Below are 12,990 nucleotides of genomic sequence, written 5' to 3'. Positions count from 1 at the left end.
TGAGAGGCCTATGAGTAGTCACGCTGAGCGGTACGCCGCCTTCCGTCGGCGACAGGGCGCGTCCAGCGCCGCCATCGAGGCCTTCCAAGCGCTCTACGGCTTCGAGTTCGACCCCTTCCAGATCGAGGCCTGCAAGGCCCTGGAGAACGGACACGGGGTGCTGGTCGCCGCTCCCACCGGTTCGGGCAAGACCGTGGTCGGAGAGTTCGCCGTGCACCGTGCCCTGGCCGAGGGCACCAAGTGCTTCTACACCACCCCCATCAAGGCCCTGTCCAACCAGAAGTACAACGACCTCGTCAAACGCTACGGCAGCGAACAGGTCGGCCTGCTCACCGGGGACAACAGCGTCAACGGTGAGGCGCCCGTGGTGGTCATGACCACCGAGGTGCTGCGCAACATGCTGTACGAGGGCTCGTCCACCCTGGGCGGCCTCGCGTACGTGGTCATGGACGAGGTGCACTACCTCGCCGACCGCTTCCGCGGCGCGGTCTGGGAGGAGGTGATCATCCACCTGCCCGAGTCGGTGCGCATGGTCGCGCTGTCGGCCACGGTCAGCAACGCCGAGGAGTTCGGCGAGTGGCTCCAGCAGGTGCGCGGCGACACCACGGTGATCGTGGACGAGACGCGGCCCGTGCCGCTGTGGCAGCACGTCATGGTCGGTAAGCGGATGAACGACCTGTTCGTCGACATCGAGGCCGAGGACACCGCGGGCTCCGAGGACGACGAGTCCTCGGGTCGGCGTTCCAAGCGCACACGTGAACGCCGCCGCGCCCACCAACGGCAACCCCGGGAGATCAGGGTGGGCGGGCGCACCCTGCACATCAACCCGTTCCTGACCCGGGCGGCGGAGGACGACGCCCGCACCACGCAGCTGGCCAACCGGCGCCGCCACCCGCAGTCGCGGGCCCGCGGCAACGTGCGTCCGCGCACGCGGTTCGTCCCGCCGAGCCGTCCCATGATCATCGAGGAGCTGGACGCCGAAGGCCTGCTCCCCGCCATCACCTTCATCTTCAGCCGCGCCGGTTGTGACGACGCCGTCCGCCAGTGCGTGGCCTCGGGGCTGGTCCTGACCACTCCGGAGGAGGCCGACCGCATCCGGGAGTACGCCGAGTCGCGCTGCGCGGACATCCCCCGCGCCGACCTCACGGTGCTCGGATTCGACGGTTGGTTGCGCGCCCTGGAGGCGGGGATCGCCGCGCACCACGCGGGCATGCTGCCCACCTTCAAGGAGATCGTCGAGCACCTGTTCTCCCAGGGACTGATCCGTGCCGTCTTCGCCACCGAGACCCTGGCCCTGGGCATCAACATGCCGGCCCGATCGGTGGTCATCGAGAAGCTCGACAAGTGGAACGGCGAGACCCACGCGCTGCTCACCCCGGGCGAGTACACTCAGCTCACGGGTCGTGCCGGACGTCGCGGTATCGACGTGGAGGGTCACGCGGTCGTGGTCTGGCAGGCCGGCAGCGACCCGGAGACGATCGCCGGTCTGGCGGGCACCCGCACCTATCCGCTCAACTCCAGCTTCCAACCGTCGTACAACATGGCGGTCAACCTGGTCGGGCAGGTGGGACGCAGGCGCAGCCGCGCCATGCTGGAGGCGTCCTTCGCCCAGTTCCAGGCCGACCGCGCCGTCGTGGGACTCGTCAAGCAGCTGCGCAAGCACGAGGAGGCCCTGGAGGGCTACGCCAAGGCGGCCGAGTGCCACCTGGGCGACTTCATGGAGTACGCCTCCCTGCGTCGCGCACTGAGCGACCGGGAGTCCATGCTGGCCAAGAACCGGTCGGCACGCCGCAAGGACGACGCCCTGGAGAGCCTGGAGCTGCTCAAGACCGGTGACATCATCCGCATCCCCTCGGGGCGGTACTCCGGGCACGCGGTCGTGCTGGACCCGGGGCTGCGCCATGACCTGCCGGCGCCGCTGGTGCTGACCGTGGACAAGCAGGTCAAGCGGATCAACTCCAGTGACTTCACCGTCCCGGTCACCCCGTCCGGGCGTATGCGGATCCCCAAGTCGTTCTCGGTGCGATCCCCGCGCTCGCGCCAGGACCTGGCCTCCACCCTGCGCAACAAACTCAAGGACCAGGGCACCGCGCCCGGCCCCGACCGTGGGCGAGGCAGGGGCGACCAGGAGGACTCCGAGATCAAGCGGCTCCGTTCCGAGCTGCGCGCGCATCCCTGCCACGGGTGCGCGGACCGCGAGGACCACGCCCGTTGGGCCGAGCGTCACATGCGCACACGGAAGGACACCGACGCCCTGCGACGCCGTGTCGAGGGGCGTTCACACGTCATCTCCCGCACCTTCGACCGGGTGTGCGGTGTCCTGGAGGACCTGGACTACCTGTCCGGCGACGACGTCTCCGAGGACGGGGGCCGGCTCGCCAAGATCTACTCCGAGCTGGACCTGCTCGTGGCCGAGTGTCTGCGCCGCGGGGTGTGGGACGACCTCAACCCGGTGGACCTGGCCGCCTGCGCCGCGTCCCTGGTCTACGAGTCGCGCCGTGGGGACGACCCCTATCCGCGCCTGCCCGAGGGCAGGGTCGAGGAGACACTCGACGAGATGCTGCGGCTGTGGGGCGAGCTCAACGAGGTGGAGGCCCGCCACCGGGTGTCGTTCCTGCGCCGGCCCGACCTGGGCTTCGTCTGGACGGCCCACCGGTGGGCCCGAGGCGACCGGCTCGACGCCATCCTGCGCCAGTCCGACATGACCGCCGGCGACTTCGTGCGCACCGCCAAGATGCTGGTGGACATGCTCGGCCAGATCTCCGGCGCGGCCGGTGACCCCACGGTGCGCTCCAACGCCCGTAAGGCGGCCGAACTGGTGCGCCGTGGCGTGGTGGCCTACTCCTCGCTCACCTGATCATCGGTGGTTCAGCTGCCCAGTGCCTCACGGACCTCGGTGGCGGCCCGCCGCCCCGAGGACAGGGCGCCGTCGAAGTAGCCGTTCCACCGGGTGGCCGTCTCGGTCCCGGCCCAGTGCACCACCTCCACGGGGGTGCGCAGGGCCGGGCCGAAGGTGACGGTGGTGCCCGGCACCAGGTGCCCGGAGAAACACCCCCGGGTCCATTCCTCGTCCGACCAGTCGAACTCCACGTAGTCGTCGGGGTGCAGGGCCGGGGCGCCGAAGAGATCTCCCAGGCGCGACAGCACGATCCGACGGCGCTCTCCCGGCTCGTGCGCGCGAAGGAGCACCGACTCCTCGCCGTACACGAAACCGGTGAGCACGGCCCGGGGTGAGCCCGGCGGGGTGTTGTCGACGGTCTCGGTGAGCACCCCGGACGCGGACGTGGACACCCCCGACAGCCCGCTCTCACGCCAGAAGGGCGTGGGGTAGACGGCGTGCACCTTCAGGGCGCTGCCGGCGGGGGTGCGCTGCAGAGCGCCGTCGTTGAGCCCCGGTAGCGGCGGGTCGTAGCGGATGCGGGCCGCCAGGGTGGGCGGGACCGCCACGATCACCCGGTCGGCGGAGTAGGCGTGCGCGGTGGTGCTCACGCGGGCGCCGGACGCGTTGTACTCCACCGTCGTCACCGGCGCGCCCGGACGAAGGACGCCCGGTGGCAACGCCGCGGCCATGCGCTCGGCGAGGGTCTGCGCCCCGCCGACGATCCGTCGCTCCTGGGCGCCGCCCTCGTAGGCCAGAAGGGCCTGGACACCGCCGCCCGAGGCCACGTAGAACAGCGTCTCCAACAGGGAGGACTCCCCGGCCGCGGAGGCCAGGAGGCCGCCGGAGATGAGGCGGGCCACGTACCGCAGCGTGGTCTCGGAGTAGGCGGTGCCCACCAACCAGGAGGCGAAGGTCTGCTGGTCCCAGGCACGGGCCTCGGGAGCGTCCCAGGGGCGTTCGGGCAGGACCTGGAGGGCCAGGAGGTCGATCTCGTCCAGGAGGGCGTCCACCTCCTCGGGAGGGGCGGTCCGGCGTTCCCCGTCCAGGTCGACCACGGGGTCGCCCTCCCGTGGGGTGGGGTAGGTGGCGAGGCCGTGGTGCTCCACGAGGGCGGAGACGAGCTCCTGGTTCGGGCCGATCCACTGGCCTCCCAACTCCAGCAGGGTGCCGTCGGGCAGGTGCCGGGTGAGGGCGCGCCCGCCCACCCGGTTCCGGGCCTCCAACACCCGGACGGAAAGTCCGGCCTCAACCAGCTCCCGGGCCGCGGCCAAACCGGCGAACCCGGCCCCGATCACGACGGCGTCGTGGTGTTCGTGTGATCCCTGCACGGTCCAAGTCCCTCCGTCGCGGGCGCGCCCCCGGCGCCCGGCACCGATCCTCACACGGGGCCTCCCGCGTCCCCGCACGCACACGCGGGGACCGCGCAGGTCAGGGGAGCCTCGACCCCGAGCGGAGGGCCCTCGGGTGCGGGTGCGAGGAGGGAACGGGGGAGTGCCGGCCGTCCGCCCCCGTCGGTGTGGACACCGCGCACGGTCCGGGCGCGTCCCTGGGCGCGGGCCACGGCGGAACATCCGGCCGGGAGCGGGCGTTGGTCGGCGTAGTGGTGCCCCGGTGGCCGAGGCGGTACGTCGGTGGCGTCATCATGGGAGACGCACGGGACCCCGACAGGGGCCTGTAGTTCCGCGAGACACCCTGAAACGAGGCTTGAGCTGTGCTGCGCACCCTCATGAACGGCAAGATCCACCGCGCCACGGTCACCCAGGCCGACCTCCACTACGTGGGTTCGGTCACCATCGACGCCGACCTGATGGACGCCGCCGACATCGTCGACGGTGAGCAGGTGCACATCGTCGACATCGACAACGGTGCCCGCCTGGTCACCTACGCCCTGGTGGGAGAGCGCGGCAGCGGGGTCATCGGGATCAACGGCGCCGCCGCGCGCCTGGTGAGCCCCGGCGACCTCGTCATCATCATCGGCTACGCCCAGGTGGACGAGAGGGAGCGCGCCGACCACGTCCAGCACATCGTGCACGTGGACCGCGACAACCGGATCCTCGCGCTCGGTAACGACCCCGCCGAGCCGGTCCCCGGCAGCGACCTGGTCGCCGGCCGCTGACGCCCCGGACGCCCGTGTCCCGACACGGGCGTCCGTACCGTGCGCAACCCCCGCATGCCGGCCGGTTCCGGCCGGATCGCTCTCCCCGGACCCGGGTATGCCCTGGGGCGGCATGGACGAGCGTGACGAGGAGCGGCGCGGAGTCGCCGCACACATCGAGTGGCAGAAGCAGGGTGCGTGGGTCGTCGTGTGGGGCGTCTACACCCGCCGCTTCTGGGCCTACGCGTGCTGGCCGGGCGTCCCCCGGGACGGCGTGGTCGTCCAGGCCGAGGACCCCGACCTCCTCTACACCGAGATGCGCTACCGGGAACGCGAGCACGACTTCCTGCGATGGCGGTACGGGCGTGGGCGCCCCGGACGCTAGGGGCTACGATGCGGCCATTGACGGGACGAACCGGGGAGTAGGCCGCGTGTCCACAGAAATCGCTCGGGGGGCGGACGAACGCGCCCGGATCCAGCGGCGCACCGTGCTGGTCCTCATGGCGGCGCAGGTCGTCGGCGGGATCGGTATGGGGGCCATGCTCGCCGTGGGCGCGCTCATCGCCCTGGACCTGAGCGGCTCCGACACCTGGTCGGGCATGGCCACCACCATGATCACCCTGGGGGCCGCGGTCTTCGCGCTGCCCCTGGCGGCCACCGCGGCCCGGCGGGGTCGCCGCCCCGGACTGACCCTGGGCTGGCTCCTGGGCGCCCTCGGTGGGCTCGTGGTCATCGGCGCCACCGTGGGGGGACTGTTCCCGCTGTTCCTGGGCGGGATGGTGCTGGTCGGTGCGGGCACCGCCACCAACCTCCAGGCGCGGCACGCCGCCGCGGACCTGGCCACGGAACGGACCCGCGGGCGCGACCTGTCCATCGTGGTGTGGGCGACCACCGTGGGTGCGGTGGTCGGGCCCAACCTCATCGGTCCGACCGGCGGCCTGGCCGCGGCCCTGGGGCTGAGCGCACTGTTGGGTCCGGTCCTGCTGACCACGGTCGGGTTCCTGGGCGGTGCGGCCGTGATCGCCGCGGTCCTGCGCCCCGATCCGTTGCTGCTGGCCACCGCCGACCGTGCCGGTGACGACGCGGTCCCCGCGACCACGCTGAACGACGCCCTCCGCGCCATCGGCCGTACCCCCGCCGCACTGTTGGCGGTCGTGGGGATCGTGTCCGGCCACACCGTGATGGTCGCCGTCATGACCATGACCCCGGTGCACATGACCCACCACGGTGCGGCGCTCACGGTCATCGGCCTCACGATCTCCCTGCACATCGCCGGCATGTACGCGTTGTCCCCGGTGGTGGGCTGGCTCTCGGACCGCGTCGGTCGGGTCCCCGTCCTGGTGGGCGGGCAGGTGGTCCTGGTGGTCGCGGCCGCGGTGGCGGGCACCGCCGGGCACGACGAGACCATGGTGACCACGGGTCTGGTGCTGCTGGGCCTGGGATGGTCGGGTTCGCTGGTGGCGGGCAGCGCGCTGTTGGCCGAGTCGCTCCCCGCCGAGGTGCGTCCTCGGGCCCAGGGGTTCGGCGACCTGGCGATGAACCTGGGCGGGGCGACCGCCGGTGCCCTCTCCGGCGTGGTCCTGTCCCTGGCGGGCTTCGGCGGGCTCAATCTGTTCGCCGCCCTGTTCACGCTCCCCGTGTTCGTGCTCGCCCTGCGTGCGCTCATCGCCCGGAATCGGTGAACACATCCGGACCTTTACCGGAAACGCCCGGAGAACTTCCCTGAGCTCCCTGCCCGCCCGGTTAATCTGCGGGTTCGGGGCGCTCACCGATGCGGGTGGGCCCGCCCTCGCTGGACGGGGAGGTGTTCTCATTGAGCGAGCGGGAGCCCGAGAGCGGGGACGAGGAACGGCCGGAGCGGGATCCGGTGAACCACCACCCGCCGGAGGAATGGCGGCCGGGGGACATGGGTGATCCGATCGAGGAGGGTCCACCGCCCCCCGGGGAGCCACCGCACGAACCACCGCCGCACCGACCACCACGGCACCGCGATTCCCCCGACGCTCCGCAGGACGGTCCGGGGGAGTTGTCCGAGGGGCCCAACGGTCCCGGAGCGGCCGGACCCGAACACGCCGGTTACGCTCCCGGCTACGGCGAGTATCCCAGTGCCCCCGTGGACTACGGCAACGCCGGCGGGTACGTCCCGGGCATGGGGCCGCCCCCGGTCAAACCCACTCCCTGGGGCAGGATCCTCGGGATCGGGTGTGGTGTGGTGCTCCTGCTGCTCCTGCTCCTGGGCGGGTGCGCGGCCGTACTGCTGTTCATGGCCGGCACCAACAGCCCGTCGATGCCCGCGGCGCCCGAACCCGGACAGGAAGCGCCCGAGCCTCAGGAGGAGCAGCCCTCCGAGGCCACGCTGATCGCCACCACCACCGAGTTCCAGCCCAGTTCCCTCTACATCGAGGGCGAGTTCACCAGCGTTCGAGTGGAGGTCACCAACGTCGGGGACCAGGACCTGGACGTCAATCCGCTCTACTTCACCGTCCTGGACGGCGACGGCGACGAGCACAATCCGGAAGACGCGATCGCCATGGACGACGAGGAGATCGACGTGCAGACGCTCGACCCCGGCCAGACCGCCACCGGCACGATCACGGTGGAGGGCGATATCGAACCGGAGCGGGTCGTCTTCGAGCCCTACTTCACCGGCCCGGTGGAGGTCCCGGTCGAGTGATCGGGGAGGGGAACGTCCCCGGAGCACGAGAACCCGCCCCCGGCGGGGGCGGGTCGATCCGGTGCGGTCGTGATCAGGGCGCCAGCGCGGGGTCGCGCAGCCACTCCGACAGGGCCTCCTGGCGTTCGCTGTCGCACTTGAGCGGACAGGTCGTGCAGTAGCCGTGCTCGGGGTCGCCCTTGTAGTCGAAGCAGCAGGTGCCCCGGACCGCCCAGGTGCCGCGGGGGTCCTCCGGAGCGAAGGGGAACAGGCGGGGACGTCGACGGGTGAGGGCGCCCGCGTCGATCATCGCGTCGCCCAGCCGACTGGCCAGCGCCCAGGCCTGCTCGGCGTCCCGCCCCAGATAGCGGGCCGGGTTGAGCATGTAGAAGTGCAGGGTGTCCAGGACCCAGCCCCACAGGGTGCGGGTGCCCGCTCGTGAGTGCGCCTGCAGGCTCTCGATGAGCGGAGCGAAGGTCGCGTACAACCCCTCGGCGGTCAGCCGCAGCTGCTCGTCCTCGTCCCGGGCGACCACCGTGTCGGGGTGCTCGGCGGCCGGGTCGTCCGGCAGGACGACGGTGCGGGCGTCGACCACGATCGGGGTGCGAAAACGCGCCTCGGCGGTGTCCCAGGGCAGACGGAGCGTGTCCGGGGTGAGCAGGGGCGCGCGGCCGGTGAGGTAGAGCGAGGACGCCACCAGGAAGATCGGCTCGCGCAGGGTGACCCGCAGGAAGTTGGTCGCGGCCGGCAGCCGGTGTCCGGGACCGTGTTCGGTCCGCAACTTGTCGAACAGGACCGGCAGCCAACCGTCGGCCGTCAGCGACGTGACGCTGTGGGACTGCGCGCTCGGCGAGGGTCGACGGTGCAGTTCCTCGACGTCGACGAGTTCGGGCAGCGGTGCGAACTTGAGCCGCGCGCACACGGCGCGGATCGCGTCGAGCGGATCTGGTGTCACCGCGATACCTGCCCTTCGTCGCATGATGAAAGCCGTGTCGGGTCCGGAGGATGCCGTGGCCGCAGCTACCACCGGGGGGACGGGTACATCTGCGCCTGTTAAGTGAGGCTACCCTAATGAAAGCGCAGGTCGCAATCGATGTGGGCCGGGGTTTGCCGAAAGGTGGCGCCCCGGTGGCCGGGGCGAGGGTGTCGGAGACGGGCGGAAGCGGCCCCCTTCTCGAAAGAGGACGCCGTTTCACCGTGGTGGGCGCGGGCCGATCACGGGGAGTCGTGAACGCGCGGGTCCCGCGCCGACCGGAGCTCATCCGCTGAGGGTGCGGAAGCGTCGGATCGCCAGAGGGGCGCACACGGTGAGCAGGAGCACCGGGATCAGGACGGCCAGGAGCCCGGCGTGTTCGGCGGGCCAGGAGTCCGAGGACGGGGCCTCCGCGCCGAGCAGGGAACGCAGGGTGGAGATGACCGCCGACAGCGGATTCCACTCGGCGATGGGCGCCATCCAGGAGGGCATCGCCTTGGCGGGCAGGAACCCGGTCGAGAGCAGGGTGATCGGGAACGCCAGCGGGTAGACCACCATGCCGGCGGCGTCCGGGTCGGGCATCAGCAGTCCCATGAGCACCCCCGCCCAAACGAGCGAGAACCGGAACAGCAACAGGAGCCCGAGGGCCAGGGCCGCGTCCACCCCGCCGTTCTCGGCGCGCCAGCCCAGCAGGAGGGCCACCGGGATCAGCACCGCCACCTCCAGGCAGGCCCGCACCATGTCGGCCGCGGTCCGCGCGGTCAGCAGGGACACGGGGGACATGGGCATGGACCGGAACCGACTCATCACGTCCCGCGCCGTGTCACGGGCGATCCCCGACGCCGTGCCGGCCACGCCGTAGACCATGACCATCGCCGCCATGGCCGGGATGAGGAACGCGCGGTAGTCGCCGGTCCCGTGCCCGGACATGACCTCGTCGAACAGGAACCCGAACAGCAGGACCATGACGACGGGCATGACGATGGCGATGACCGGTTCGAAGGGGGCGCGCAGCATGTGGGTGAGGTTGCGGCGGGTCAGCACGAGCGTGTCGGTCAGCGTCTTACCGGCGCCGGTGGTGTCGGGCAGGCCCGGGTCGGTGGTCCGGGTCGGGGCGAGCGCGGTCATGGTGGGTCCTCCTGTGGTCCGGGGTCGTCCGTGCGCGGGGTGGTGGGGCGCGCTCACGAGCGCGGCTGCCGCTCGGGGGACCCCGACCCCGTGGGAGCGTGGCCGGTCAGGGACAGGAACACCTCGTCCAGGGCGGGGCGGCGGACGCCGACGTCGACGATCCGTGCCGCCTCGCCGTCCAGGGCGCGCACGGCCAGGGTCAGCACGGACAGACGGTCGGGCGCTGCGGCGCTGACGCGGTGTTCTTCGCGGTGCACGGTGATCGGGGTGTCCAGCGCGGTGCGCAGCAGGTCGGAGACGGTGGTGAGGTCGCTCGGCTCGCGCACGATCACGTCGAGGCGGTCCCCGCCCACGCGTGCGCGCAGCGCGTCGGGGGTCCCCTCGGCGATGATGCGGCCGTGGTCGATGACGGCCACCCTGTCGGCGAGCCGGTCCGCCTCCTCCAGGTACTGGGTGGTGAGGACCACCGTGGTGCCCGCCTCGACCAGGTCCCGGACCGACCCCCACACGCCCAGCCGACTGCGCGGGTCCAGGCCGGTCGTGGGCTCGTCCAGGAAGAGGACCCGGGGACGTTGGATGAGGCCGACCGCCAGGTCCAGACGGCGCCGCATACCCCCGGAGTAGCCGCCGGCCCGGCGGTCGCCGGCGTCGGTCAGGTCGAACCGGTCCAACAGCTCCTCGGCCCGAGCGCGGGCCCGGGGCGTGGCCAGGCCGTAGAGCCGGGCGAACATCACGAGGTTCTCCCTGCCGGTGAGCAGTTCGTCCACCGAGGCGTACTGGCCGGTCAGTCCGATCCTCGAACGCACCCGGCCGGCGTGGCGCACCACGTCGTGGCCGCAGACCTCGGCGTACCCGGAGTCCGGGCGCAGGAGCGTGGCCAGGACACGGATGGTGGTCGTCTTGCCGGCTCCGTTGGGGCCGAGCAGTCCGAACACGGTGCCGGCGGGCACCTCCAGGTCGAGGCCGGCGAGGGCGGCGGTGCCGCCGTGGTTCTTGCGCAGGCCCTCGGCCCGGACGGCCGGGGTCGATCGGGTCATGGTGTGGACTTCCTCAACTGTGTATGACGTACACTTAATTGTGTAAGTAATACACAGTTCTAGGATGGTGTCAACGACGATGTGATGACTGGTGGCCCATGACGACCGATGACGCGCCCGAGAGCCGGATGACCAGGGAAGTGGAGCTGCTCTGGGGCCTGGACGCCTCGCCCCCGCGCCGCGGACCCAAACCCCGACTCAGCCGTGAGGTGGTGATCGGCGCGGCGATCGCGATCGCGGACGCCGAGGGCATCGAGGCCGTCTCCATGCAGCGTGTGGCCAAGGAGCTCGGGTACACCACCATGTCGCTGTACCGGCACGTGGACAGCAAGGAGGACCTCCTGGTCCTCATGCTCGACACCGCCATGGACGCGCCGCCGCCCCCGCCGCGAAGCGACGGGGACTGGCGCGCCGGACTGGAGGAGTGGTGTCGCGGTGCCCTGGAGCTCTACCGTGCCCGCCCCTGGTCGGTTCGGGTGGCCTCCTCCGGCCCACCCGTGGGCCCCAACGGTCTGAGATGGATGGAGGCCGGCCTGCGGGAGCTGGTCGGATCCGGCCTACCGGTCGGTGAGGCGGTCCAGATGCTCGTGCTGCTCTCGGCGGTCCTGCGCGACACCGTGCGGCTGGAGGCCGACATGTCCCGCGCGGCACGGGCCACCGGCACCACGCTGGTCGAGATCGAACACGACTACAGCGTCGGTCTGCGTAGAGTGGTCACCGCGGAGGAGTTCCCCACCATCGCGCTCATGCTCGAAGAGCAGGTGCTGGAGCAGGGGAGCGGTGCGGGTCCCCCCGACCGCGTCGGCGGCCCCGCCGACGAACTGGAGTTCGGTATCCGCCGCATCCTCGACGGCATCGAGGCCTACGTCCGCGCCGGAGAGGGGACCGGGGGGCCGTCCTCCTGACACGGGCGACGCCGCGCCCCCAACAGAGCGCGGCGCCCCACCTCCCCGGGGTTCACCGGAGCAGTACCAGGTGGTGGCGGCTGAGCGCGGCCACCACCCGGGCGCACAAGTCCGCCTCCACACCCGCCCGCGCGGTCAGCTCGGCCACGGTCAGCGCCCGGTGCTCGGCGAGTGTCTCCAGCACCGGCTCGGTCACGACCGGCAGCCGGTACCGCTTGCCGGCCACGGTGACCGCCACCTTGTCGCCCTCCCGCTCGACCGGGGGCGGCAGGATCGGTACGAACTCCACCCGTGTGTCGGCGTCCGGTACCCGGTCCTCCACGGGCCAGGGCAACGAGAACGAGGTCCGGCGGGGGAACCGGGCGTCGCGTTCGGACAGGAACGCGTCGAGGTCGGCGTCCTCCGCGAGTTCCGCCAGGCGGGCCGCGAGCGCGTGCCGGTGCTTGCGCCGCGCGTCGGCGTCGGCGAAACGCGGCAGGTCCCGGCGGAAGGTCTCCTCCTCGAACAGTCGGCGCACCAGCGTCTCGGCCCAGTCGATCCCGGTCGCCCGGGTGAACCCGAACGTCAGGTGCATGCTCATCTCGCCGTTGCCGGTCACCGTGTGCCACCAGCCGCGGGGTACATGGATCACCTGTCCCGGGCGCAGTACCCCCTCCCACACCTGGTGCAGCGCGCCGTCGGCGTCACGCGGCGGGGTGTGCGCGTGGTCGGTGTCGTTCTTCATCGGGAACGGGCGGGTGCCCGGCCCGTGCACCCGCCAGTGTTTGGAGCCCGCCAGCTGCACGATCATCGTGTCGTGGTCGTCCCAGTGGGTGTCGAACCCGCGCGACTCGCCCCAGATCAGGTACAGGTTCGCCTGGGCGCGTTCGTGGACCAGACGCATCAGGTCGTCGGCGGCCGCGCCGACCCCCGGGTGCATCCGGTCCACACCGTCCAGGACGAGGCTGGCGCCGGTCCGCAGCTCCCGGTACAGGGACTCGGGCCGCACGACGCGGCGTGTGTCGCGTGAGGCGGTGCCCACCTCGGTGTAGCGGTCCAGCGGCACCGGGGAGCCCTCACGGTGCAGGCGCAACCGCGGTGGTTCGGGCGCGCACGTCGCCAGCACGTGGTTGAGGTCCTCCAGGGTGAACAGCGCGCGCACGGCGTCCTCACCCAGGTCCGCGAGGACGAACTCCTCCGACAGGCGGGTGGTCAGGGCGTCGCGGCCCACGATGTCGCACAGTGCTTGGCTGAACAGGCGGCCGGGCTCGGTCACGGTGGTCCTTTCAGGAGGCGGACATGGCTCAGGGCGCGCGGACACCGCTGGGAGAGGGGCGGG

11 protein-coding genes are annotated in these 12,990 nt (G+C 71.7%); 6 read left to right on the top strand and 5 right to left on the bottom strand.

Features of this window, described 5'->3' with window-relative positions; all coding sequences use genetic code 11:
* Positions 1–10 precede the first annotated feature (10 nt).
* Positions 11–2,857 (top strand): RNA helicase, encoded by a 2,847-nt coding sequence (locus DSY14_RS10415; protein ID WP_211716300.1) that lies wholly within the window; start codon positions 11–13, stop codon positions 2,855–2,857.
* Positions 2,858–2,868: 11 nt separating this feature from the next.
* Here the strand turns inward: DSY14_RS10415 and DSY14_RS10410 are convergent, their stop codons facing one another.
* Complete coding sequence (locus tag DSY14_RS10410; protein ID WP_211716299.1) at positions 2,869–4,209, bottom strand: FAD-dependent oxidoreductase; 1,341 nt, start codon at positions 4,207–4,209, stop codon at positions 2,869–2,871.
* A 383-nt stretch (positions 4,210–4,592) separates the two neighbouring features.
* Here DSY14_RS10410 and panD point away from each other — a divergent pair, with 383 nt between their 5' ends.
* The 4 genes from panD to DSY14_RS10390 all read left to right on the top strand — a co-directional run bounded on the left by panD (position 4,593) and on the right by DSY14_RS10390 (position 7,650).
* On the top strand, positions 4,593–4,997 hold the full coding sequence (panD, locus tag DSY14_RS10405) for an aspartate 1-decarboxylase (RefSeq protein ID WP_211716298.1): 405 nt from the start codon (positions 4,593–4,595) through the stop codon (positions 4,995–4,997).
* Positions 4,998–5,109: 112 nt separating this feature from the next.
* Positions 5,110–5,361 carry a hypothetical protein gene (locus DSY14_RS10400; protein WP_211716297.1) on the top strand — a complete coding sequence of 84 codons (252 nt, stop codon included), beginning with the start codon at positions 5,110–5,112 and terminating at the stop codon, positions 5,359–5,361.
* A gap of 115 nt (positions 5,362–5,476) precedes the next feature.
* A complete protein-coding gene (locus DSY14_RS10395; RefSeq protein ID WP_211716319.1) occupies positions 5,477–6,658 on the top strand; it encodes an MFS transporter in 1,182 nt (393 codons plus the stop codon).
* Between the two features lie 131 nt (positions 6,659–6,789).
* Positions 6,790–7,650: a DUF4352 domain-containing protein gene (locus tag DSY14_RS10390; RefSeq protein ID WP_307851183.1), complete on the top strand. Its 861-nt coding sequence runs from the start codon at positions 6,790–6,792 to the stop codon at positions 7,648–7,650.
* 73 nt (positions 7,651–7,723) lie between these two features.
* On the opposite strand, the gene DSY14_RS10385 is transcribed toward DSY14_RS10390, so the two are convergent.
* From DSY14_RS10385 to DSY14_RS10375, 3 genes are all read right to left on the bottom strand, one after another.
* On the bottom strand, positions 7,724–8,584 hold the full coding sequence (locus DSY14_RS10385) for a (2Fe-2S)-binding protein (protein WP_211716295.1): 861 nt from the start codon (positions 8,582–8,584) through the stop codon (positions 7,724–7,726).
* A 303-nt stretch (positions 8,585–8,887) separates the two neighbouring features.
* A complete protein-coding gene (locus DSY14_RS10380; RefSeq protein WP_211716294.1) occupies positions 8,888–9,730 on the bottom strand; it encodes an ABC transporter permease in 843 nt (280 codons plus the stop codon).
* Positions 9,731–9,783: 53 nt separating this feature from the next.
* Entirely contained in the window at positions 9,784–10,767 is a 984-nt protein-coding gene (locus DSY14_RS10375) for an ATP-binding cassette domain-containing protein (RefSeq protein WP_211716293.1), read from the bottom strand.
* Between the two features lie 98 nt (positions 10,768–10,865).
* On the opposite strand from DSY14_RS10375, the gene DSY14_RS10370 reads away from it, so the two are divergent.
* On the top strand, positions 10,866–11,672 hold the full coding sequence (locus DSY14_RS10370) for a TetR/AcrR family transcriptional regulator (RefSeq protein WP_211716292.1): 807 nt from the start codon (positions 10,866–10,868) through the stop codon (positions 11,670–11,672).
* A gap of 52 nt (positions 11,673–11,724) precedes the next feature.
* Here DSY14_RS10370 and DSY14_RS10365 read toward each other — a convergent pair whose 3' ends face one another.
* Positions 11,725–12,927 carry a JmjC domain-containing protein gene (locus tag DSY14_RS10365; RefSeq protein WP_211716291.1) on the bottom strand — a complete coding sequence of 401 codons (1,203 nt, stop codon included), beginning with the start codon at positions 12,925–12,927 and terminating at the stop codon, positions 11,725–11,727.
* Between the last annotated feature and the right edge of the window lie 63 nt (positions 12,928–12,990).

It is taken from the genome of Nocardiopsis sp. MG754419 (assembly GCF_018207095.1).
Taxonomy (GTDB): Bacteria; Actinomycetota; Actinomycetes; order Streptosporangiales; family Streptosporangiaceae; genus Nocardiopsis.
This window is presented reverse-complemented; position numbering and strand designations above follow the sequence as displayed.

Coding starts and splice junctions, on each gene's coding strand:
- DSY14_RS10380 (WP_211716294.1), bottom strand. CDS start 9,730: ATGACCGCGCTCGCCCCGACCCGGACCACCGACCCGGGCCTGCCCGAC.
- DSY14_RS10395 (WP_211716319.1), top strand. CDS start 5,477: ATGGCGGCGCAGGTCGTCGGCGGGATCGGTATGGGGGCCATGCTCGCC.
- DSY14_RS10375 (WP_211716293.1), bottom strand. CDS start 10,767: ATGACCCGATCGACCCCGGCCGTCCGGGCCGAGGGCCTGCGCAAGAAC.
- DSY14_RS10370 (WP_211716292.1), top strand. CDS start 10,866: ATGACGACCGATGACGCGCCCGAGAGCCGGATGACCAGGGAAGTGGAG.
- DSY14_RS10415 (WP_211716300.1), top strand. CDS start 11: ATGAGTAGTCACGCTGAGCGGTACGCCGCCTTCCGTCGGCGACAGGGC.
- DSY14_RS10400 (WP_211716297.1), top strand. CDS start 5,110: ATGGACGAGCGTGACGAGGAGCGGCGCGGAGTCGCCGCACACATCGAG.